This window comes from Sanguibacter gelidistatuariae (assembly GCF_900096585.1).
Taxonomy (GTDB): domain Bacteria; phylum Actinomycetota; class Actinomycetes; order Actinomycetales; family Cellulomonadaceae; genus Sanguibacter; species Sanguibacter gelidistatuariae.
Map to the genome: position 1 here is coordinate 959842 of NZ_FMYH01000001.1, position 21660 is coordinate 981501.

The following is a 21660-nucleotide window of genomic DNA, read 5'->3' on the forward strand; positions in this document are numbered from 1 at the left end:
TGGGGCGGCCGTGCCTGCCTTCATCGCCGACCTGCAGGTCAGGCTGGCGCCCGAGACGCTCGCCGAGGAGTTGCGCGCGAGCGCCGAGATCATCCGCTTCGATGCCGAGATGGCCGTGCTCCCCGTCCCGATGCCAGCAATCCTCCTGCGCAGCGAGTCCGCATCCTCTTCGCAGATCGAGAGGCTGACGTCCAATGCGCGGAACATCGCGATCGCCGAGCTGGACCTCGCCTCGAAGCAGAACAGCGAGCTGATCGTCGCGAACGTCCGTGCCATGCAGCGCGCCCTCGATGCAGGGCCGCGCATCACCGGCACGACGATCCTGGATACCCACGAGGCGCTCCTTGGGCATTCCGATCCCGACATCGTGGGCGCGTGGCGCACCGAGCAGGTGTGGATCGGCGGGTCTGACATCAGTCCCCATGGTGCGGAGTTCATCCCTCCGCACGCTGACCGAGTCCCCGAGCTCATCGACGATCTCGTCGCATTCGCCGGCCGGAATGACCTTCCGGTGCTTGCCCAGGCTTCTCTCGTGCACGCCCAGTTTGAGACCATCCACCCGTTCCTCGACGGTAACGGACGGACCGGACGTGCCATCATGCACACGCTTCTGCGCGGTAGCGGCCTGACACGTCACTCGACCGTACCGGTCTCCTCCGGGCTGCTGCGGGACACGACCCGTTACTTCGATGCGCTGACCGCATACCGCGAGGGGGACCCGGATCAGATCGTGGTCCAGGCGAGCAAGGCTGCCTTCGCCGCGGTCGTCAATGGTCGTCAGCTCGCCGCTGACATGACCGCATGGCGCGAGACGGCGCGAGAGAGCCTGGTCGCACGGTCTGACTCGGCAGCCTGGCCACTCATCGATCTGATCGTGCGTCAGCCCGTCGTCAACGCCGACCGCGTCGCCGCGGAGCTGGGGATCGGTGTCCGAGCGGCGCGTAATGCGCTCGACCGTCTCACTGACGCGGGAGTTCTGACGCTCGTCACCACGGCCAGGCGTGACCGCATCTGGCAGGCGCCAGCTGTCCTCGAAGCGATGGACGATTTTGCCCGGCGAGCCGGACGCAGGGCGCACGGATAGGCGATACATCGGCTCTTCGTCGGTCAGAATCGGCCCAGGGAGGATCCCAGCAGCGGATCGGCGCATCGCTGCTACGGGGTGATTTTGGCGTGTGGCGATTGGGCTTGTAGAGTTAGCGCCGGTTCTTCACCTGGGTCAGTGACTCGCTCCGGACACAGGAGAAGCCAGCCGCCTTAGCTCAGTCGGTAGAGCGTCTCACTCGTAATGAGAAGGTCAACAGTTCGATTCTGTTAGGCGGCTCCACACTTCAGGCCAGACCGGGTTTCCGGTCTGGCCTGAAGTCATTTCCCGGTCTCCGACCCCAGAGTTGAGCGCTGCTCGAATGGCCCCAGCGTGAGGGACGCCAGCTGGGCTTGGGAGATCATCAGCACAAGCGTCTCTCCAGCGATCGCGCCGCGGGCGCCGGTTCCGTCAACCGAGATGGACAGTCCGCGGCGGGGTTCTCCGTCAATCGTGAGGCAGGCCGCCTCGTCCCGGACCTGCGCTGCGTTGACCCACCGGATGGCCTCAACCGTGGCTTCTCGTGATGCGCCACCCATCACGAGACGCTCCATGATCGTTCCGGACAGTGCATCAGCCACTCTCTGACCAAGACTCAGAGCAGAATCCGAAGAGACCGGGGACGTCCTCGTCCGGATCTCTGCCCCTGAGTCGGCGACCCACGTCCGGTAGCTCTCGAGCGGAGACTCCTCACTATCGGCAGACCACGTGTCCTCGACCAGGAGGAGGGGTTTGCCGTCAAGACAGACACCAGACACCACGCGGGCGGTCTTGTGGTTTGACGACTGCATCGAAGTCTCCTTCTCAGAACGCTCTTCCACGTGTGGCCGCGGTGACGGGCAACAGTCCCGCCATGGTCATGCGGACAGGGAACGCAGGTACGCCATCGACATGCGCACGTCTGCGACGGGGCCTTCGTCGTCGGGTGCGGTCGCCAGGATCGTATCTTGTTCGAGCACGTACCAGCCGTCGAAGCCGGCCGCCTCGAGCGCGTGCACGATGCGCGGCAGGTCGACGTCGCCCTGGCCGAGGGGGACGTAGATCCCGGCGCGCACTGCGTCGGTGTAGGTCAGCTCCCCGGAGCGGACCTTCGCGGCCAGGTCGGCGCGCACGTCTTTGGCGTGGACGTGGTTGATGCGGGCCGCCCAGGTCTCGGCGAGCTGCGCCGGGTCGCTGCCGCCGATGAGGAGGTGGCCGGTGTCCAGGCACAGCTGGATGGTGCTGCCGCGCAAGACCTTGTCGACGTCGTCCGCCGTCTCGACCATCGTGCCCACGTGCGGGTGGAGGGTCGCGCGGATGCCGCGATCTGCCGCGATCTGCTGCAGCCGGTCGAGGTTGGCCAGCAGCGTGGTCCAGCCGGCTGCGTCGAGCTCGGGGCGGGTGTCGTAGCCGTCGGTGCCGGTCGCGGCGGCCAGGACGAGCACGTCGCCGCCGGCGGCCTCGAAGCTGTCCAGCTCGAGCTCCACGGCGGGGGCGGGATCGTGGGCGGGATCGTGCAGCAGCACGGGCACGAACGCTCCGACGGCCTTGAGACCGAACGGCGCGATCGCGGCCGCGCGCTCGGCGGGGGCGATCGGCAGCCAGCCCTGGGGACCGAACTCGGTCGCGGTCAGGCCGAGGTCGGCCATCTCGCGCAGGACGCGGTCGGGGGCCAGCTGGAAGCCCCAACCGGGTACCTCGCACACGCCCCAGCTGATGGGGGCTCCGGCGATGTTCATATAACTAGCTCCTTCGGTGCGTGATGACGTGGAGGGACGTGAGCGGGTCAGGCGACCTTGACCGGCTGGCCGGTGTTCGCCGAGAGGGTTGCGGCGTCGGCCAGAGCGAGGGCTTCGCGGCCGTCCGCCAACGACGGGCTGGGCGCCACGCCGTCGCGGATCGACGTCACGAAGTGCTCGAGCTCGGCCGCGTACGCCTTGGTGTACCGCTCGAGGAAGAAGTCGAGGTAGCGACCGCGGGCCCCCGACGTCGTCGCGCTGTGGTGCACCACTGCCGTGGCCGTGTGGTTGAGCGCCTCGAGCGAGCCGAGCGGCCCGAAGGCCTCCAGGCGCTGGTCGTAGCCGGTCGCGCAGTGCCGCGAGTTGATGATCGTCGCAACGGCGCCGCTCGCCGCGGTGAGGGTGAGCACCGCGGCGTCCCAGTCGCCCGCTGCTTCGATGTCGGCGTCGAGGTGCTGTCCGACGGCGTGGACCTGGGTGATGTCCCCGAGCATGAACCGCGCCATGTCGAGGTCGTGGATCGTCATGTCGCGGAAGATCCCTCCCGACCCGGCCACGTAGGAGGCGGGCGGCGCCGCCGGGTCCCGGCTGATGATCGTGAGCTGCTCCACGGGGCCGATCACGCCGTCGCGGACGTGAGCGTGGATCTCGGCGAACCCGGGGTCGAACCGCCGGTTGAAGCCGACCATGATGCGGTGCGCCTGGTCGCCGATGGCGGCCAGGCAGGCGTCCACCCGAGCCAGGTCGAGGTCCACGGGCTTCTCGACCAGCACAGCCTTGCCCGCGGCGACGGCCGCCACGATCTGATCCACGTGGAAGCGGGTGGGGGAGCCGACGATGACGGCGTCCACGCGGTGGTCCGTGAAGACGTCGTCCACGACGCCGGTCGCGCGCCCCCCGGAGGCTGCCGCCAACCGCTGCGCAGACGCGAGGTCGGGGTCGGCCACGAGGACAAGCTCGCAGTCGGGGTGCTGCGCGATGGACGCGGCGTGGACGGCGCCGATGCGCCCGGCACCGATCACGGCAAATCTGAGCATGATGTGTGTCTCCATTGACAGGAAGGAAGGAAGGGCGGGAGAGGGAGGGCTACTTCTGGGAGTCCGCAGAGAAGTGGAAGGACGCCGCGGTGCGTTCGGCCTCGCGGTGCGGCCAGCGCTGCGTGGTGACCTTGCCGCGGGTGTAGAACCGCACGCCATCGGGGCCGTACACGTGGCTCTCGCCGAACAGCGAGTCCTTCCAGCCGCCGAAGGAGTGCCAGGCCACGGGCACGGGGATCGGCACGTTCACGCCGACCATGCCGACCTTCACGCTGCGGCGGAAGGTGCGGGCCGCCTCGCCGGAGGCGGTGAAGATCGCGGTGCCGTTGCCGTAGGGGTTGGCGTTGATGACCTCGATCGCCTCGGCCAGGTCGCGGACGCGCACGATGTCCAGGACCGGTCCGAAGACCTCTTCCACATACACGGTGTGCTCGGCATTGACGTGGTCCACGATCGTGGGACCGACGAAGAAGCCGCCCTCGTAGCCCGGCACGCTGATCCCGCGGCCGTCCACCACGACGGTCGCGCCCTCGGCCTCAGCCGAGGCGATGAGGCCCTCGATGCGCTCCTTGGCCGCGGCCGTGATGACCGGGCCCATGTCGGCGCCGTCCTGGTCACCAGCCGTGACCTTCACGGCGCGCGCCTTGGCGGCGAGCTTGGCCACGAGGATGTCGGCGACGGAGTCTTCCACGACCGCGACGGACAGCGACATGCACCGCTCGCCGGCGGCGCCGAATGCGGCCGCGGTGAGGTGGTCGACGGCGTCGTCCAGGTCCGCATCGGCCAGCACCACGCCGTGGTTCTTGGCCCCACCGAGCGCCTGGACCCGCTTGCCGCGGGCGGACGCAGTCGCGTGGATGTACCGGGCGATCGGGGTGGAGCCGACGAAGGAGACGGCGGCGACGTCGGGGTGGTGGAGGAGGGCGTCCACGACCGTCTTGTCGCCCTGGACCACGCTGAACACGCCGTCGGGCAGGCCGGCCTGCTTCCACAGGTCGGCGAGGAAGAGCGCGGCGCTCGGGTCCCGCTCGGAGGGCTTGAGGATGAACGCGTTGCCGCACGCGATGGCCATGGGCGCCATCCACAGCGGCACCATGACGGGGAAGTTGAACGGCGTGATCCCGGCGACGACGCCGAGCGGCTCCCGCACAGAGAACACGTCGATGCCGGTCGCGGCCTGCTCGGAGTACTCGCCCTTGAGGAGCTGGGCGAGGCCGCACGCGAACTCCACGACCTCCAGGCCACGCCCGATCTCGCCCTTGGCGTCAGAGACCACCTTGCCGTGCTCCCTGCTGACCAGCAGGGCCAGCTCGTGGGTGTTGGCCACTAGCAGCTCACGGAAGCGGAAGAGCACGGTCGAACGCTTGGACAGGGAGAACTGTGACCACGTCGCGAAGGCGGCGGCTGCGGAGGCCACGGCCACGTCGACGTCGGCGACCGTCCCCAGCTCGAGCTGGGCGATCACCTCGCCGGTGGCAGGGTTGTGCACGGGCTGGGTGGCGTCGCCGGAGGCGGTGCGGGTGGCGCCGTCGATCCAGTGGCTGATGGTGGTCACGGATGCTCCTTGGTGAGGGTGGCAGACAGAGGAAGGTGAGGGGACGGCCTACAGGTAGCGGCGCTGCGCGGTGCGCGCCTGGTCGTACTCCGTGCGTGCGGCCTGCGTGCTGGCGAGCGTGGACACCTCGGACACGGGCACGTCCCACCACGCCGACCCTGGGGGGTTGGGGCCCTCGAGGTCGGTCTCGATGTGGATGACGGTCGTGACGGGGGAGGCAGCCGCGTCGGCGTACGCAGCGCGGAAGTCCTCGATCGTGCGGGCCCGCAGCACGCGGGCCCCGAAGGACGCGGCGTTCGCGGCCAGGTCCACCGCGGGGACAGCGCCGTCGTGCGCGCGCTGGGCCCCGCGCAGGCGGAACTTGGTGCCGAAGCGCTGCGAGCCGCGGGACTCCGACAGTGCCCCGATCGAGGCGTACCCGTGGTTGTCCAGCAGCACCACGATGACCTTCATGCCCTCGGACACGATCGTCGCGAGCTCCTGGGGGAGCATCTGGTACGTGCCGTCGCCCACGATCGCGACGACCTCGGACTCGGGCCGGGCGAGCTTGGCGCCCAGCGCCGCAGGGATCTCGTACCCCATGCAGGAGAAGCCGTACTCCAGGTGGTACTGGACCGGGCTGGAGGCCCGCCACAGTGCCTGCAGGTCGCCCGGCATGGAGCCGGCGGCGTTGATGAGGATGTCCTCGGGCGCCATGAGGTCGTTCAGGGCCCCGAACACCTCGGTCTGGGCCGGCAGCGGGCCGTGCCCGCGGTGGTAGCACTCGTCGGTGACGCGCTGCCAGGCTGCCACGCGCTCGGTGACCTCCCCGCGGTAGGCCTCGTCCGTGCGCCAGCCGGCCAGTGCCTGGGTGAGCGCCTCCAGGCCGTGGCGCGCGTCGGCCACGACCATCTCGGCCCCGTGCTTGGCGGCGTCGAAGGCAGCGACGTTGATGTTGACGAAGCGGACCGACGGATCGGCGAAGACGGTGCGGCTCGCCGTCGTGAAGTCGGTGTAGCGGGTGCCGATCCCGATGACGACGTCGGCGCTCGCGGCCAGCGCGTTGGCGGCGTCGTTTCCGGTGGATCCCACGCCGCCGACGGCGAGCGGGTGGTCCCAGCTGATCGCGCCCTTGCCCGCCTGGGTGTCCGCGACGGGGATCCCGGTGGCCGACGCGAAGGCGCGCAGCGCCTCGGCGGCCTCGGAGTAGACGACTCCGCCGCCCGCGACGACGAGCGGCCGCTTGGCGGATCGGATCACGTCGACGGCGCGCGCCAGGGCGGCGGGCTCGGGAACCGGACGTGCCACGTGCCACGTGCGGTCGCGGAAGAACTCGAGCGGCCAGTCGTAGGCCTGCGCCTGCACGTCCTGCGGCAGCGAGAGCGTGACGGCTCCGGTCTCGGCCGGGTCGGTCAGCACGCGCATAGCCTGCGGCGCGCTCGCGAGCAGCATCTCGGGGCGCCAGATCCGGTCGAAGTAGCGGGACACGGGCCGGAAGGCGTCGTTCACGCTGACGTCGGGTCCGCCCGGGTGCTCCAGCTGCTGCAGGACCGGGTCGGGGAAGCGGGTGGCGAACACGTCCGAGGGCAGCAGCAGCACGGGGATGCGGTCGACGGTGGCCAGCGCCGCACCCGTGATCATGTTCGTCGACCCGGGGCCGATCGACGCGGTGCAGGCGAAGGTCTGCAGGCGGTTCATCGTGCGGGCGTAGGCGACGGCGGCGTGCACCATTCCCTGCTCGTTGCGGGCCATGAAGTAGGGCAGCTCGTCGGGTCCGTGCTCGTCGCCGTCGAAGCCGGCGTCGACCGCCTCGACATGGGCCTGCAGCAGGCCCTGCCCGAGGCCGGCCACGTTGCCGTGCCCGAAGATCCCGAAGGCCCCGGCGAAGAGAGGCCGGGTCGTGCCGTCACGCTCGCTCCGCTGGTGGGCGAGGAACCGGACGAGGGCCTGGCCGACCGTGAGGCGGACCGTCGTTGACTCGGTGGGCGTGCTCATGGCTGTTCCTTCTCCTTCGAGGGGGTGCCGTCGTTGTCGGGGCGGGTGGCCAGCGGCAGCCGCGGGTCGAGCTCCTGGTGCTCCCAGGTCGCGCGCACCCAGTGCAGGTGCGGGTCGTCAGTCGAGAGCCAGGTGCCGTCCGGTGCCGGACCCGCCATCACGTTGAGGTAGTAGAGGTCGTAGCCCGGGGGTGCGGTGCACGGGCCGTGGAAGCCGTGCGGCACGAGCGCGACGTCGCCGGTGCGGACCTCGGCCAGCACGTCGATCGGGCGCTCGGGGGTGCCGTAGGTGCGGTGGTATCCGACGCCAGGGCCGTCCGGCCCGTCCGCGACCTCGAAGTAGTAGATCTCCTCGAGGACCCGCTCGTCACCGGAGTGCACGTCGTGCTTGTGGGGCGGGTACGAGGACCAGTTGCCGCCCGGCGTGACGACCTCGCACACGAGCAGGTGGTCGATTGCGACGTCGGTGCCGAGCGTGTAGTTGTTGACCTGCCGGCTCGCGGCGCCCGCGCCCCGCAGGTCCACGCGTACGTCCTGGGCCGCGACGACCCGCAGCGGGAGCGTCCGGGTGGCCCGCGCGGTCGCGAGGGCGATCCTGCTTCCCGACGCCGCACCCTTCGGCGCTGTGACGGTCACCGTGGAGCCGAGCGGGAGGTAGGCGAAGTCGGTCGGTCCGGAGAAGACGTCGGGGCGACCGGTCAGCGTGAGGCGGGTCGCGCCGTCGGGCAGGTCGACGAGGAGCTCGGCGCCGCCGCGCAGCGGGATGAGGGCGGCCTCGTCGCGCTCGAGGTGCCACGTGAGGGACGCGCCGGGGGCGAGGGTGACCACGCGCAGTCCGCTGAAGTCCCAGCCCGCGCTCTCGGGTGAGACGTCGGTGACGACCGGGCCGGAGGTCGCGGCGCGGACGACATACCGCTCGGTGTCCGTGCTCATCGGGGTGCTCCTTGCGGGTCGTTGCGGGTCACAGCAGGCTGACTGCGGCGTCGACGGCCGCCGTGACGTCGTCGTCCGGCGGGTAGAGCAGGGATCGTCCGATCACGAGGCCCTTCACTCCGGGCAGGCGCAGGGCCGACTCCCAGCCGGACAGAGCCGCGTCCTGGTCCTCGCTGACCTCGCCGCCCAGGATCAGGGCGGGCAGCGTCGAGGCCGCCATCACCCGCTCCATCTGCGCCACGACCGGCAGCTTGAGCCAGGTGTAGGCGGAGGTGCTGGCCAGGCCGGAGGCGATCGCGACCGAGCGGATCACGGCGTCGGTCGTGAGCTGGTTGACGAGGGCGCCGTCGACGCGTCGGGCGAGGAAGGGCTCGACCATGGCGATCAGGTGGTGGCTGGCCAGGTCTCCGACGGCTCGTGCGCACGCCTCGAGGGTGAGCGCCGAGGCTGGGTCGTCCAGGCAGATCCGCAGGAGCATCTTGCCGCCGTCGAGGCCGGCGCTCGCGATCCCAGCCGGGTCGTAGCCGGTGAAGCGGTCGTCGATCTCGAAGGTGGATCCCGCGAGGCCGCCGCGGTTCATCGACCCGAACACGACCTTCCCGTCCAGGGCGCCGCGCAGCGTGAGGTCCTCGATCATGTCCGCCGTGCCGAGGAAGCCGTGTACCCCCGGACGGGCCAGGGCGTCCTGCGTGCGGTCGAGGAGGTCGCGCCGGTCGCCCATCGCCACGGGCCGTCCTCCGATCGCCAGGGCGCCGCGTGCCGGGTGGTCAGCGGCAATGATCAACAACTTGGCCCCAGCCGGGATGCCGGTGAAGGCCGGGCGCGCGGTGAGGGCGTCGGTGATCGCGGCGGGGCGGGAGAACCGCAGGTCGGTCAGGTCGTCGTAGCGGGTGCCATCCGCTGCGGACTCCTCGGACGGGGAGGTCATCACATCCCCTCCGGGACATGGCCGAGGGCCAGCACGCGGTCGATCTCACCGCGACTGGGCATCGCCGTCGAGCACTCGAGGCGCGACGCGACGATCGCACCCGCCGCGCTCGCGAACGTGATGGTGCGGTGCAGGTCCCACCCGGAGAGCAGGCCGTGGCACAGCGCGCCGCCGAAGGCGTCGCCGGCCCCGAGCCCGTTGACGACCACGCACGGCGTGGCCGCGACCTCGACGCGCTCGTCGGCCGTGAGCGCCAGCACACCCCGGGGACCTTGCTTGACGATTGCGATCTCGACCCCGGACTCCAGCAGTGCGCTCGCCGCACGCTCGGGATCGCTCTCCCCGACGGCAACCTCGCACTCCTGGAGGTTTCCGACGGCGACGCTCACCTGGGGCAGGACCGCCTGGACCGCGGCGGCGGCGTCCTCGGGGCGGTCCCAGAAGCAGGCCCGGTAGTCGAGGTCGAGGATGGTGGTGGCTCCGGCGCGGGCGTCGAGGGCGGCCTGGTGCGCCGCCAGGCTCGGCTCGAGGGACAGGCCGGTCGCGGTGACCCAGAGGATCCGCGCCTGCTCGATCGCCTGGAGGTCGAGGTCTTCGACCCGCAGGCGCAGTTCGGGGGAGGGGGTTGCGCGGTAGAAGTAGAGAGGGAAGTCGTCGGGCGGGAAGAGCTCGCAGAAGGCGACGGACGTGGCGACGCCGGGCAGCGTGAGGATGCCGGCGACGTCGACGCCCAACCGGGTCAGCTCGCGGCGGACGAACGAGCCGAAGGGGTCCGCTCCGACGGCCGTGACGACTCTCGCGCGGGACCCGAGCCGGGAGGCCGCGACGGCCACGTTCGTGGGGCTCCCACCGAGGAACTTGCCAAAGGTCTCGACGTCCTCGATGCCGACGCCGGTCTGCAGCGGGTAGATGTCCACGCTGCTGCGGCCGATCGTCACGACGTCGAACGCATCGCCCGACGGGTGTGCCGTTAGCATCATGCCGACTCCTATGTCTGGCCCTGTGGTGAGTGGCTCCAGTTAACCCTATGTCCTGACATATGTTCAACCTGCAATTCTGACCTCGGGTGCCCTATGATGCAGGCAGTTCTACTCTGAGCCGAGGAGTATCAGCGTGGCCGAACCGTTGCGTATCGATCTGGACCGCTCGAGTCCCGTCCCTCTCTATCACCAGATCGCGACGGCCATCGAGTCTCGCATCGCGGGTGGTGAGCTCATTTCTGGCGCCTTCCTGGAGAACGAGATCGCTCTGGCGGCCCGGCTCGGCATCTCGCGCCCGACGGCGCGGCGGGCGCTGCAGGAGCTGGTCGACAAGGGCCGGCTCGTGCGCAAGCGCGGTGTCGGCACGCAGGTGGCCCCCGAGCGCATCCATCGTTCTGTGGAGCTCACCTCCCTGCAGGCCGACCTGGAGCGCGCCGGGCGTCGCCCGACCACCAAGATGCTCTCCTACGAGACTGTCCCGGCCGACCGGGACGTCGCCGCCGCGCTCGAGGTGGCCGAGGGGGAGGAGGTCGTCTGCATCCGTCGGCTGCGGTACGCCGAGGAGGAGCCGCTCGCGCTCATGACGAACTACCTGACCCTCGCGCTCGCGCCCAGTGAGTCGGAGCTCGTGGCGCACGGCCTCTACGACGCGCTCCGTGCTCGTGGGGTGCAGCCCAGGGTGGCGCGGCAGCGCATCGGAGCGCGTGTCGCGACGGCCCAGGAGGCGCGCTCCCTCGATGAGGTTGCCCGCGCTGCGCTCCTGACGATGGAGCGGACGGCCTATGACGATGCCGGTCGGGTCATCGAGTTCGGTCGGCACATCTACCGGGCGTCGCGCTACATGTTCGACACCACGCTCTTCTCCCACTGACGGCATTGCTCGTCTCCCGCTGACCCGACGACCTCACGCCCGCGGCCACACCCCGGAGGTGCCGCGTCGATGGCTCGTGACCAGATGGGTATCGATGATCCCGACGGCTTCCATGAGGGCGTGCATGGTGGTCGGCCCGACGAAGGCGAAGCCCCGGACGCGCAGCGCCTTGGACAGGGCGAGAGACTCCGGCGACCGGGTGGGGATCTCCTCGTGCGAGCGCGGGGCCGGAGTGACGGAAGGCTGGTAGGACCAGACGAGCTCGACGAGCCCGCCGTCCTCGCGCAGCGCGATCGTGGCCCGGGCGTTGGTGATCGTGGCGAGGATCTTGGCTCGGTTGCGCACGATGCCCGCGTCGGCCAGGAGCCGGGCGACGTCGTCGTCGTCGAAGCGGGCCACGGCGTCGGGATCGAAGCTGGCGAAGGCCGCGCGGAATGCGGGGCGCTTGCGCAGGATCGTGGCCCAGGAGAGCCCGGCCTGGAATGCTTCCAGGCTGATCCGCTCGTACAGGCCGCCCTCGTCGCGCACGGGCAAGCCCCACTCGGTGTCGTAGTACTCACGCAGCATCGGGTCGAGGGACGCCCAGGCGGGCCGGGCGAGCCCGTCCTCCCCGACGACGACGCCGGCTGCCGCGCTCGCCGCAGGAGGCATTCCATCGCCCCCCGGGCCTGGCTCCACGGAAGCGTCCGTGCTCATCGACCCTCCGACGCTCATGCGCGTCCCCTCTCAGGTGGTGCTTCCGCTGGCCGTCGATCATGAGGGAGACGACTCGCTTGCGCGAAACGTGAGGTGCTCGTCGCCATCATCCATCGTGACCATCGTTTTCACCCGCTGTCATGCGTCAGGCTGCGGCCCGCTGGAGGTCTTCCAGGTAGAGCCGCGCCGGCTCCGACCGTCACCACCTCGCCGAAAGAGGACGCATCGTGGTTTTCTATCGTCTGCCTATATCTGGAACCGTTGCCCGCCACCCGCACGTGTTCGCCGCGTGCGCCGTCATCGTCGGCCTCGGTGCGGGGCTGCTCACGGGTGCGCTCGTCGGCGGGTGACAGGTTCGGCGTCGGGCAGGCGGCCGCTCGAGCAGACTGTCCTCACACGGCTTCGGGCCGGCGGGTGCTCGCCGCGATGAGCCCGCTCACCGTCATGACGGCCAGCGCCCCGAGCACCACGAGGAGCGGCGCGGTCCACCCCGCAGTCCGGGTGTGGATGGCTCCGATCGCGAACGGCCCGACGGCGGCCGCCGCGTAGCCGAGCGACTGCACCATGGCGGACATCCGCCGCGCCTCGCTCTGGGCGCGCGAACGCTGCACCACGAGCGTGAAGATCACCGTGAAGTTGCCGCCCTGGGAGATGCCGGCGAAGGCCGCCCACACCGGCCACAGCTGGGGCGCGACGAGGAGGCCCACCGGGAGCGTGAGCCACAGGACGCTCATGCCCGCGAACACGGCCCGCAGCGAAGCCCCGCGTGCGACGAGGAGCGGTACCCCGACGCCGCCGACGATGCCGCAGAGCTGGAAGATCGAGGCGGCACCGCCTGCCCCGGAGTCGCTCATGCCCTGCAGATCACCGAGGATCTCGGGCAACCATGTGGTGACCGCGTAGTAGGAGAATGCCTGACCGGCGAAGGCCAGCATCAGGCACCAGGCGATCCCGCGGCGCCAGACCGGGCCCAGAGCGTCTGCTCCACCCGCGGCATGTCCGCGGACGAGTGCCGGTGGGGTGTGCACCCGGCCCGTCGTTGCACGGCGCCACAGCACCCCGGCCGCAAGCATGAATACGGACCACGCCACGAGGGCCCACCGCCAGCCGACGGCCGCGGCGAGCGGGGCCGTGATCAGGGTGGTGATGACCGATCCGAGGTTGAGGGCTGCGGTATACATGCCGGTGACGGCACCGGCTGACTGGGCGAAGTCGCGACTGATGAGCACCGGTACGGCCACGTTGCCGATCGTGATCGCCGCGCCGATGACGACCGTTCCCACGAGGGCCAGCTCGAAGCTGCCCGCGGACCGGATGCAGGTCCCGATGAACACCCCGAGCAGCGAGAACGAGATCGCGCGCTCGATGCCGACCTTGGCCAGCAGGATCGAGGCGAAGGGGGCGAAGATCGCGAAGCACAGGACCGGGATGCCCGTCAGCAGCCCCACCGACGCCGGGCTGACGCCGAGGCCGTCGGCGACCGTGTTGACGATCGGGGCCAGGGAGACAAAAGGCGCTCGGAGGTTGAGCGCGTACATGAGCATCGCTGCCAGGAGGAGGCCGCTCGTGCCGTAGATCTTCGTGCGGCTTGTGATGACAGCTCCCCGTGACGCGCGACCTCTGGACCCGTCCAGGCTACGTCAGTTGAGCGCAGGACGGCCCGGCCGTTCATGCCCAGACACAGATCTTAGACGGGCGGGGTGGTCTGCCGGAGTCGTGCACAGGGTGGGCATCAGGGTGAGGCGGCGGGTGAGGTGTGTGCCGCATCACGGCCGATTCGTAATCACCTCTGGGTCACCCAGGAATGCCGTCATCGCGGGAGCGGTGAGCTGTCTCATCAATAGGTGACTGGACCAAGGGCGCCGGTGATTGCTTCCGGCTCCCTGACCAGTCGATCCGTGGATCGAAGGGATGGGGTGGCGTGATGCATAAGGTAGGAAGTCGAATGTTCGGTGCAGCTCGGTCTGCGGGGCGGTTCGTTCCGGAGGGGCACGAGGTGCGCAGGGTGATCGCCGGTACGGCGGCCGTCGTGCTGGCGATGGCGTGGGTCGTCGTCGGGCTCGGCCAGGCTGAGGCCGCACCGGGTGCAGTCTTGCCCGTCGCCGCCTTCGAAGCCCCTCGCTGCCCCGGCGAGACGGACCTGGACCCTACGGACCCGACTGCTCACCAGGGGCTGGACAACCTGCTCTCCGTGAGCGGCGCCCGCCTGGATGCCTACGACGCCGGTGCCGTGGTGCCGTTGTACGACGCGTCTGGAGAGACCACAGACGCGCCGTTGTGCGGCACACGCTATGTCGCTGGTGCGGGCGGGACCGCGGGCGCCGTCTCGCAGTGGATGTTCTGTACCTCCTGGGCGGACGACCTGTGCGGTGACGTCAACGAGGACGGCCAGGCGACCGACAGCGACGGCAACCCGATCGACCCCATGGATAGCCTTGCCAGCAACCCTGACCTGGCCGGCACTGATGCCGAACGACTCATCGCTTATCTCATCGAGAACGGTCACACCTACGAGGGAAGTGGAGCTGGGTACCAGTTCGGTGGAATCGCCTACGCCAACGCAGACGAATCGACCAATACCCGCAGGGCGCTCCAGGTGTTGGTGTGGTGCATCAGCGACCCGACCACCATCCCGGACCCTAACTTCACGGCGACCTGCGCGCTCAACTTCCCGGACGGAGAGCAGGCGCGCCTGCTGGCGCTCATCCCTGCGACCCCGGTTGCCGACCTGAGCTTCGACGTCTCCGGAGGGACCGTCAACGTTGGGGAGACCGCGCGGTTCACCATGAGGACCAACGTCTTCGATTCGCCGATCATGCTCACGGCCTCTCCGCTGGGCGCCTTCTCGGTCTGTTCGGGCGACGCGACCATCACGGACTCGGTCCTCACCGTGGCGCCACCTGCCGATGGCTCGTCGGACGTGCTCGTCGAGCTGTGCGTGACTGCGACCGAGGCCGGTCCTGCAACCGTGACAGCGACCACCTCGCCGCCGTCCGTGCGCCGCATGTCCTGGAACCGTTCGGTCGCCTCGCCGCAGGCACGGCCCTGCCAGATCTACGCGGCGTTCGCGGACTATCCCGTCACGCCGACGACGTCGTCCGCGGACGCCACCTTCGTCGCGGTTCCGGAGCCGACCCCTGACCCGACGCCGACGTCTGACCCGACGCCGACGTCTGACCCGACGCCGACGTCTGACCCGACGCCGACGCCGGAGCCGACGCCGACCGACCCTCCGACCCCGACGCCCAACCCCTCGGCGAACCCCTCGCCCACTCACAGCCCGAGTGCCGTTGTCTCAGTGCTGCCGCTCACACCGGCCAAGGTGGCCGGTGTGGCCAGCGCTTTCGGGAGCCGCTCGCGCGTGACGGCACCGCACCCCGCATTGGCGCACACGGGCGCGGACGAGGGGTCGATGCTGCTGCTGGCAGGAGCATCGGGCCTCGCCGGTGTCGTGCTGGTCTTCGCCAGCAGGCTCCGTCGTCGAGGACAGCGGTAGAGCCCTCGGGAGGCCGGGATTTTTCACCCGGTTGAATCTCTCAAGTTCGCGTCATGTTTGGCATCAAGTCATGTCTTCATTGGTAGTGGCCCCTTGTTCTCACCCGCAGCCACCGAGGTCGCGGGTGAGAACTGGGCCCGCCGGATGTAGTTCAGGTCGACGATCGGGTACTGCTTTTTATGTCAGACAGCAATGCGCGCACCCCAGGATGGACCCCGCACGACGCGGGGTCTGCTCCCATGCGCAGCCATGCCGTGAGCCTGGCAGCGGGAGAGAACGACCTGGGTGACGAGGGCCTGATCGAGGAGAGTCGGGCTGGATCGACGGCCGCCTTCGAGGAGCTGTGGCGACGTCACTCTGCGGCAGGCCGGCGCGTGGCTGCCCGGTTCACCCAGGCGAGCGACCCCGACGACCTGGTCCAGGAGGCGTATCTGCGGATCTACTCCGCGATCCAGAAGGGCAAGGGGCCGGACGCGGCATTCCGCCCGTACCTCTACCAGACCATCAGAAATATCGCGATCACATGGGCAGGGAAGCCGGCCGAGCAGTCGATCACCGTCCTGGCTGAACTCTCCGACGGAACGGACATGTCGGGGACGGTCCTGGAGAACTCGGTCACGGCCAAGGCGTTCCGCAACCTCCCAGAACGCTGGCAGTCGGTCCTGTGGTACTCCGAGGTCGAAGGTCTTGAGCCCGCTGAGATCGCCCCGCTCCTGGGGATCAAGGCCAGCGCAGTCTCGGCGCTCGCCTACCGCGCCCGAGAAGGACTGCGCAAGGAGTGGCTCCAGGTCCACGTCAACTCGGCGGCGGTCCCCCCCGAGTGCACCTGGGCCGCGGAGCGGATGGGTGATTTCAACCGTGGCGGGCTGCGCGGCGCCGCGAAGTCGCGGTTCGAGGAGCACGTCCGTGGCTGCTCGCGATGCATGGTGCTCGTCGACGAGGTCGACGAGGTGTCGCGCAAGCTCGGCCTGATCATGATCCCGCTCGTGGCGGGTATCCCGTGGGCGGCGTTCGCTGCGGCCCGTGACGCCGCGTTGGTCCAGCCTGTCGCCGACGCGACATCGATGACTGACCTGCGGGACGGTCCCGTTGACGGCTCGGGGGCATCGTCCGCAGCCCAGGCGAGGAATCTGTGGACCCGGCCGGGCGCCGTTGCCGTCGCGGTGGCGGCATCGGTCGCACTGTTCGCGATGGTCGGCGCGGCCGCGCTGTTCGGCCCGTGGTCCGGTTCGTCGCCGAGCGCGTCGCCGTCGGTAGTCCCCAGCACCGACCCCACCGACTCGACACCGGCCCCCACGGATGCTCCGACGATGAGCCCGAGCACGACGCCGACCGACCTCACGGACCCCGTCATTGTTCCCGAGGTGCCCGTGATCGCCCCGACAGTCGAGCCGACGCTCCCGCGCCCGCAGCCCTCGAAGGAACCCGTACCGGACGTGACGGCCCCCGTCGTCCCCGCGCCGATCCCGGACCCTTCGACGGAGCCGACCACGGGGCCGACGACTGAGCCCACAACGGACCCGACCACTGGGCCGACAACGGAGCCGACGACCGATCCCACGACCGAGCCGACGGACCCGCCCGGCCCGAGCGTCCCTGTGCTCAATGGCCCGTCGACCGCAGCAGAGCGCACCTTTCTCCCCAAGATGTTCGGAACCGCCGATGCGGGAACGACGGTCGTTCTTGTGGACGCCAAGGGGCAGATGATCGCCCAGGCGATGGCCGATGACGAGGGAGTCTGGTCGGCCATGATCGGCGTCGACGGCGCACCCGCAGTAGGAGCGGGCAGGTGGCCCGACGTCCTGTCGGCCGAGAGCCTCGCAGGCAGCCTGACCATCACGGCCCATGCCGTCGACGGCGAAGGGCGGACCTCGGCGTCGAGTACCGCGGTCGGTCCGTACACCTTCGCCGAAAGTGCCGAGATCACCTCTCCGGCAAAGGGGGACCAGGTCAGGTTCCGGGGGAACCTGCCCGAGAACGCGCTCGCCGGCGCCATTGACGTCAAGATCTCCGGGACGAAGGATGCTTACGTGCGTGTCTTCGTCGACGGGAAGACGTCCGGCGCGCTGCACAAGCTGGACACCGACCCGATCCTGCGGCAGAGCGGGACACTGACCCTGGGCGATCACACGATCGGAATCCAGTACGTCAAGACTGACGACGAGACCACCGTCCTCGAGGCGGGCCCGGTCTTCACCCACAGCTTCACCATCATCGCTACGCCGGGCGTACCGACGCCCGGCGGTGCCACGCCTCCGGGCGACGACATCCCGGTGTTGCTCGCAACACAAGACCGTTACCCAACCGTCATCGTCTGACCTGCAAGATCGGCCTGGCACGCGACACTTCTCACGTAGGACGCACCTTCCGGTGCGTCCATACCGTGCGCTGCCGCGCGCTCGCCGAATATGGAGCACCTCTGTGACGCTGACCGGCCCGACCGGCCCGAGCGGTCCCCCCAGCGGTCCCGTACGAGACGATGCGTGGTTCGACGCGCTCTTCCGTGATCACGCCCGCAGCGTCTTCCGCTTCGTCGTGCGCCGCGCCGCCCGGGACGACGCCGACGACCTCACCGCCGAGGTGTTCACGACCGCGTGGCGCCGGCGCGAGGACGTGCCCGAGGGCTTCGAGCTGGCCTGGCTCTACCGCACCGCCGGGTTCACGGTTGCTAACCACCACCGCAAAACCCGCCCGGTCCTCGTCGAGACCCTGCCCGAGGCGGGCGACCCGACCTCCCCCGAGCTTCTCGTCCTCGCGGACCTCGAGGTCCGCGAGGCCTTCGCCCGGCTGGGTGAGCGGGACCAGCAGATCCTGCTGCTCGCCGCCTGGGAGGGCCTCCAGGGGGAGGCTCTCGCGAGCGTCCTGGAGATCTCCCGTTCGGGGGCCGACGCCGCGCTCTCGCGGGCACGCAGCCGCCTGCGCCAGGCGTGGGACGACTCTGCGGCTGCCACGGTGCCCGGAGAGCCCGCTGCAAGATCGACCGACGCCACGACACAGACCAGGTAGCCGACCCGCCCTGGGTCCCTCACCTGGAGGTCCCCATGAACACCAGCAACAACGACCCTCGCGACGAGCGGCTGTCAGACCCCGCCTACGAACGCCTGAGCGCGGGAGACCCCGCCGCAACCGCTGAACCGGATGTCGCGGTCATCAAGGCGAAGGTCGATTCCGCGACCGCTGGGGTCCTGGCGGGCGCCCCCGAGGTCGTGACAGAGGCAGCCGTCGTCGACCTCGCCGCCCAGCGGGCCAGACGACGTCCCGCTCGCTGGCTGCAGATCGCCGCGGCCGCCGTCGGCGTCGTCGCGGTGGGTGGCGGGGCTTTCGTCGCCGGACAGCACTCCTCGAACGCTCCGATCAGCGCCGAGGTGCCCAGCGCGCTGATCGGCCCCAGCCGCGCGGACGCCGTGGCACCCGGGTCAGCATCCGCCGGTCAAGCAGGCGCGGGCAGCTTCTCGATGGGCGCCCAGGACGGCGTCGGGGAGAGCAAGATGGCCGCCGGGGCGACGGACATGGTCGGCTCGAGCTTCGGCCGGACGGTCTTCACGTCCTCGGGGCTCTCGGATGCCACCGGCAGCGGTCAGACCTGGGGATACGACCCGGCGTCGGTCTTCTCCGCCGAGACCGCGGCCCGTCTGGCCGAGGCACTCGGTGTCAGCGGCGACCCGACCCCGAACTACGGCTCGTGGCACGTCGGATCCCTCGACTGGACCTCAGCCGCGCTCGACCTCAGCTCCGACGGCACGACGAGCTTCTACTACTCCGATCCCGCGTACACCCCGTGGGCGGAGAACTCCTCGGCGGCCCCGGCCACGCCCGAGGCGGCCACCGCCGCCCTGACGGACGTCATGACCGCGCTCGGGATCGACCCCGCCGGCTTCACGATCACGGTCGACGCCGCCCAGGACCCGCACTCCACCACGGTCTCGGCGGCCCCGGTGCAGGGAGGCGGCGGGTGGACCGGCATGTGGTCCGCTACTGTCACCGCCGACGGTCTATACAGCCTGAACGGCTCCCTCGCCCCGCTCGTCGATCTGGGGATCTATGACGTGGTCAGCCCCCAGACGGCCGTCGAGCGTCTCGGTGACGCGCGTTTCGGCGCGTCCCAGGACTTCTCCGCCTACAACGGGACCGACATCGGTGTTGCTCGGGGCATGACCGACGTCATGCCCATCCCGGACGACCCGGCGGCGATCCCGACCCTGCCCGGCGTGCCTGCCCCCGGGTCCAGCTTCGCGTGGCCGGTCTCGAACGTGACGATCACCGCCGCGACCCTGGGCGCGAGCACCTACTACCAGCCGGACGGTTCCGTCGCGCTGCTGCCCACGTACACGCTGACCGGATCGGACGGCAGCGCGTGGACGGTCATCGCCCTGGCCGATGCGCACCTGGACTTCGCCGCGAGCTGAGACGCGCACGACATAGGCAAGCAGGGGGCTGCAGGGGGACAGCGTGACGCGTGATCGGGCGGGGCGATGAGGTTCTAGCCCCGCCCGATCGCCGATCGCGTCAGGGCACGGTGCAGCGTCACGCTCATCGACTCGATGAACGGCGCCATCCACCGGGTCTCGGCGGTGATCCATCGGCGCGCCACAGCGTCGACGGGGAAGATCGTGCCGCGGAACAGGTCGTTGCGGACCGCGACGGTCGTGCTCGACTGCCCGGCGGTGACCATCCACCGCGAGCCGCCCGACTGTGCCACGAGCACGTCGCCGAGGGCGACCCCGAGCGCGGTGATCACGTAGTTGGGGTCCCACCGATCGCTCTCGATGGCGGCGTGCCAGGCGAGGCAGTACGTGTCGAAGAGATGAGACAGCTCGTGGACGGACGTCACGTCCACCTCGGGGGAGCGCAGGTGGTTGCGCAGCTCTTCCATCCAGACGAGCTCGACCGGGGTCGGGTCCGCGAGGATCACCTGGCCGTCAGCGCGGGCGGCGTCGAGGTCTGCCACCGACGACGGGGCGTCGCGATCCTGTTCGGCGAGACGCGACTGAGGCTTCATACCTGATTCATCGGCTCGAGAGCGGACTTTCTGAAGGAATCACACCTGCTTCACCCCCGTCGCGCCACCGCGACGGGGGTCTGCGCGGTCGCCGGGAGCGACCGGTCCACCAGACCGGCGAGGGCCGCGAGCACGAGGAACACGACCGCGACGATGCCCGTGTGCAGCAGCGCCCGGCCGTATCCGATCTCGCCGACGTCGAGGAAGGGGTAGGGGTACCAGTCGACGATCGCGCCGCGGACGAAGGTGTAGGCGACCCAGGCCAAGGGGTACAGCACGACCAGCCCCGTCGTCAGCCGGTCGACCCGGGGCCGCGGACCGAACAGCAACCAGCCGGCCACCGCCAGGACCGGAACCGCCACGTGCAGCAGGGCATTCGAGAAGGCCCCGGCCGGAGCAAGGTCAGCCCCGTTGCCGCGAAGCACCGTGTTGTAGACGATCCCGGTCACCGTGATGCACAGCACCGCGACCAGGCGCAGCACCCGAAAGGCGGCCCCGTCCAGCTGCGGGCGCCAGACCAGGAGCGCGCACGCCACCCCGATCAGCACATTCGACTGGATCGTGAAGTAGCTGAACAGCCGGATCAGGCGTTCGAGCATCGACCCGGCGATCCCCGGACCGTCGACGAGAGCGGTGCTGAGCTCCATGAGCACGGCGACGACGACGAGCGCGGCGACCAGGGCGTTCCAGACTCTGCTGAGGGGGACGCTAGAGGGCACGGGAGCTCCTGACGTGGGGACCAAAGGTGACCAAAGTCTAGGGCCGCCCCCATCCTGCCGCTGGTCCGGATCTCATGCGCGGGACGTGTGTCGTGGAAGCGATTACGGTGGTCATGTCATGTCCGCCGTCTTGAAAGAGGTCTCTCATGCCTACTCGTACCGCCCGCACAGCCTGGAACGGAACGCTCAACGAGGGAGGCGGCCAGGTCGAGCTCTCCAGCTCGAAGGCAGCGACCTTCGACGTATCCTTCCCCAAGCGCGCCGCTGACGAGGCCGGTGGCACCACCAGCCCGGAGGAGCTCATCGCGGCCGCACACTCCGCCTGCTACGCCATGCAGTTCTCCGCGCTCATCGCGGAGGCCGGTGGCACGCCGGTCGCGCTCGACGTCTCCGCAGACGTGACCCTGGCCCCCGACCCGGCCGGCGGCTTCCAGATCACCGGGATCGCGCTCACCGTGCGCGGTGAGGTCGAGGGTCTCGACGAGGCCACCTTCCTCAAGGTCGCCCAGGACGCCAAGGCGACGTGCCCCGTGTCCAAGGCCCTGACCGGCACGACCATCACGCTGGACGCAGCACTCGAGAAGTGAGCCGACCGGTGGGTGCTGGTGGGCCGCGGCCTGCCAGCACCCATCGGTGCGCGCACCACCCCAGGCTCGCAGCAACGACGAGGG

The 21660-nt window shown here is 69.9% G+C and carries 19 protein-coding genes, 1 tRNA gene and 1 pseudogene; 9 read left to right on the top strand and 12 right to left on the bottom strand.

Annotation, left to right across the window (positions count from 1 at the left end; all coding sequences use genetic code 11):
* Positions 1-10: 10 nt before the first annotated feature.
* Together BLQ50_RS04290 and BLQ50_RS04295 are read left to right on the top strand one after the other, a co-directional pair.
* Positions 11-1084: a Fic family protein gene (locus BLQ50_RS04290; RefSeq protein ID WP_245700874.1), complete on the top strand. Its 1074-nt coding sequence runs from the start codon at positions 11-13 to the stop codon at positions 1082-1084.
* A gap of 167 nt (positions 1085-1251) precedes the next feature.
* Positions 1252-1327, top strand: a tRNA-Thr gene (locus BLQ50_RS04295).
* 38 nt (positions 1328-1365) lie between these two features.
* Here the strand turns inward: BLQ50_RS04295 and BLQ50_RS04300 are convergent.
* From BLQ50_RS04300 to iolC, 8 genes and pseudogenes are all read right to left on the bottom strand, one after another.
* Positions 1366-1875 (bottom strand): hypothetical protein, encoded by a 510-nt coding sequence (locus tag BLQ50_RS04300; RefSeq protein ID WP_093181422.1) that lies wholly within the window; start codon positions 1873-1875, stop codon positions 1366-1368.
* A gap of 132 nt (positions 1876-2007) precedes the next feature.
* Positions 2008-2802, bottom strand: a pseudogene (locus BLQ50_RS04305) (TIM barrel protein); the annotation flags it as partial.
* A gap of 47 nt (positions 2803-2849) precedes the next feature.
* Positions 2850-3839 carry an inositol 2-dehydrogenase gene (iolG, locus tag BLQ50_RS04310; protein WP_093181424.1) on the bottom strand — a complete coding sequence of 330 codons (990 nt, stop codon included), beginning with the start codon at positions 3837-3839 and terminating at the stop codon, positions 2850-2852.
* A 49-nt stretch (positions 3840-3888) separates the two neighbouring features.
* On the bottom strand, positions 3889-5394 hold the full coding sequence (locus BLQ50_RS04315; protein WP_093181425.1) for a CoA-acylating methylmalonate-semialdehyde dehydrogenase: 1506 nt from the start codon (positions 5392-5394) through the stop codon (positions 3889-3891).
* A 48-nt stretch (positions 5395-5442) separates the two neighbouring features.
* A complete protein-coding gene (gene iolD, locus BLQ50_RS04320; protein ID WP_093181426.1) occupies positions 5443-7368 on the bottom strand; it encodes a 3D-(3,5/4)-trihydroxycyclohexane-1,2-dione acylhydrolase (decyclizing) in 1926 nt (641 codons plus the stop codon).
* Positions 7365-8300 carry a 5-deoxy-glucuronate isomerase gene (gene iolB / locus BLQ50_RS04325; protein ID WP_093181428.1) on the bottom strand — a complete coding sequence of 312 codons (936 nt, stop codon included), beginning with the start codon at positions 8298-8300 and terminating at the stop codon, positions 7365-7367. Before iolB ends, iolD begins: the two co-directional genes overlap by 4 nt.
* A gap of 28 nt (positions 8301-8328) precedes the next feature.
* Positions 8329-9228: a Cgl0159 family (beta/alpha)8-fold protein gene (locus tag BLQ50_RS04330; protein ID WP_093181430.1), complete on the bottom strand. Its 900-nt coding sequence runs from the start codon at positions 9226-9228 to the stop codon at positions 8329-8331.
* Positions 9228-10208 (bottom strand): 5-dehydro-2-deoxygluconokinase, encoded by a 981-nt coding sequence (gene iolC, locus BLQ50_RS04335; protein ID WP_245700875.1) that lies wholly within the window; start codon positions 10206-10208, stop codon positions 9228-9230. Before iolC ends, BLQ50_RS04330 begins: the two co-directional genes overlap by 1 nt.
* Before the next feature lie 133 nt (positions 10209-10341).
* Here iolC and BLQ50_RS04340 point away from each other — a divergent pair, with 133 nt between their 5' ends.
* Positions 10342-11079 (top strand): GntR family transcriptional regulator, encoded by a 738-nt coding sequence (locus BLQ50_RS04340; RefSeq protein WP_093181432.1) that lies wholly within the window; start codon positions 10342-10344, stop codon positions 11077-11079.
* Between the two features lie 33 nt (positions 11080-11112).
* On the opposite strand, the gene BLQ50_RS04345 is transcribed toward BLQ50_RS04340, so the two are convergent.
* Complete coding sequence (locus tag BLQ50_RS04345) at positions 11113-11730, bottom strand: DNA-3-methyladenine glycosylase I (protein ID WP_093181434.1); 618 nt, start codon at positions 11728-11730, stop codon at positions 11113-11115.
* A gap of 272 nt (positions 11731-12002) precedes the next feature.
* Between BLQ50_RS04345 and BLQ50_RS19180 the strand changes: the two genes are divergently transcribed.
* Entirely contained in the window at positions 12003-12125 is a 123-nt protein-coding gene (locus tag BLQ50_RS19180) for a hypothetical protein (RefSeq protein WP_281181295.1), read from the top strand.
* Positions 12126-12167: 42 nt separating this feature from the next.
* Here the strand turns inward: BLQ50_RS19180 and BLQ50_RS04350 are convergent, their stop codons facing one another.
* Positions 12168-13319, bottom strand: a complete 1152-nt coding sequence (locus BLQ50_RS04350; RefSeq protein WP_093181436.1) for an MFS transporter — start codon at positions 13317-13319, stop codon at positions 12168-12170.
* 401 nt (positions 13320-13720) lie between these two features.
* On the opposite strand from BLQ50_RS04350, the gene BLQ50_RS18550 reads away from it, so the two are divergent.
* The 4 genes from BLQ50_RS18550 (at position 13721) to BLQ50_RS04370 (ending at position 19677) form a co-directional block, all read left to right on the top strand.
* Positions 13721-15271: a hypothetical protein gene (locus BLQ50_RS18550; protein ID WP_175559009.1), complete on the top strand. Its 1551-nt coding sequence runs from the start codon at positions 13721-13723 to the stop codon at positions 15269-15271.
* 239 nt (positions 15272-15510) lie between these two features.
* Positions 15511-17589 (top strand): sigma-70 family RNA polymerase sigma factor, encoded by a 2079-nt coding sequence (locus BLQ50_RS04360; protein WP_175559010.1) that lies wholly within the window; start codon positions 15511-15513, stop codon positions 17587-17589.
* Between the two features lie 103 nt (positions 17590-17692).
* On the top strand, positions 17693-18277 hold the full coding sequence (locus tag BLQ50_RS04365) for an RNA polymerase sigma factor (protein ID WP_093181439.1): 585 nt from the start codon (positions 17693-17695) through the stop codon (positions 18275-18277).
* A 35-nt stretch (positions 18278-18312) separates the two neighbouring features.
* Positions 18313-19677, top strand: a complete 1365-nt coding sequence (locus BLQ50_RS04370) for a hypothetical protein (protein ID WP_093181440.1) — start codon at positions 18313-18315, stop codon at positions 19675-19677.
* A 74-nt stretch (positions 19678-19751) separates the two neighbouring features.
* On the opposite strand, the gene BLQ50_RS04375 is transcribed toward BLQ50_RS04370, so the two are convergent.
* Both BLQ50_RS04375 and BLQ50_RS04380 read right to left on the bottom strand, forming a co-directional pair.
* The gene (locus BLQ50_RS04375) at positions 19752-20270 is read right to left on the bottom strand and encodes a DUF3806 domain-containing protein (RefSeq protein ID WP_093181442.1); all 519 of its coding nucleotides are present in this window, start codon (positions 20268-20270) and stop codon (positions 19752-19754) included.
* 50 nt (positions 20271-20320) lie between these two features.
* Positions 20321-20989, bottom strand: a complete 669-nt coding sequence (locus BLQ50_RS04380) for a Pr6Pr family membrane protein (protein ID WP_245700876.1) — start codon at positions 20987-20989, stop codon at positions 20321-20323.
* 146 nt (positions 20990-21135) lie between these two features.
* Here BLQ50_RS04380 and BLQ50_RS04385 point away from each other — a divergent pair, with 146 nt between their 5' ends.
* A complete protein-coding gene (locus BLQ50_RS04385) occupies positions 21136-21576 on the top strand; it encodes an OsmC family peroxiredoxin (protein ID WP_093181444.1) in 441 nt (146 codons plus the stop codon).
* Positions 21577-21660 lie beyond the last annotated feature (84 nt).

Coding starts and splice junctions, on each gene's coding strand:
- BLQ50_RS04360 (WP_175559010.1), top strand. CDS start 15,511: ATGCGCAGCCATGCCGTGAGCCTGGCAGCGGGAGAGAACGACCTGGGT.
- BLQ50_RS04370 (WP_093181440.1), top strand. CDS start 18,313: ATGAACACCAGCAACAACGACCCTCGCGACGAGCGGCTGTCAGACCCC.
- BLQ50_RS04375 (WP_093181442.1), bottom strand. CDS start 20,270: ATGAAGCCTCAGTCGCGTCTCGCCGAACAGGATCGCGACGCCCCGTCG.
- BLQ50_RS04300 (WP_093181422.1), bottom strand. CDS start 1,875: ATGCAGTCGTCAAACCACAAGACCGCCCGCGTGGTGTCTGGTGTCTGT.
- iolC (WP_245700875.1), bottom strand. CDS start 10,208: ATGATGCTAACGGCACACCCGTCGGGCGATGCGTTCGACGTCGTGACG.
- BLQ50_RS18550 (WP_175559009.1), top strand. CDS start 13,721: ATGTTCGGTGCAGCTCGGTCTGCGGGGCGGTTCGTTCCGGAGGGGCAC.
- BLQ50_RS04330 (WP_093181430.1), bottom strand. CDS start 9,228: ATGACCTCCCCGTCCGAGGAGTCCGCAGCGGATGGCACCCGCTACGAC.
- iolD (WP_093181426.1), bottom strand. CDS start 7,368: ATGAGCACGCCCACCGAGTCAACGACGGTCCGCCTCACGGTCGGCCAG.
- BLQ50_RS04385 (WP_093181444.1), top strand. CDS start 21,136: ATGCCTACTCGTACCGCCCGCACAGCCTGGAACGGAACGCTCAACGAG.
- BLQ50_RS04350 (WP_093181436.1), bottom strand. CDS start 13,319: ATGCTCATGTACGCGCTCAACCTCCGAGCGCCTTTTGTCTCCCTGGCC.
- BLQ50_RS04345 (WP_093181434.1), bottom strand. CDS start 11,730: ATGCCTCCTGCGGCGAGCGCGGCAGCCGGCGTCGTCGTCGGGGAGGAC.
- iolB (WP_093181428.1), bottom strand. CDS start 8,300: ATGAGCACGGACACCGAGCGGTATGTCGTCCGCGCCGCGACCTCCGGC.
- iolG (WP_093181424.1), bottom strand. CDS start 3,839: ATGCTCAGATTTGCCGTGATCGGTGCCGGGCGCATCGGCGCCGTCCAC.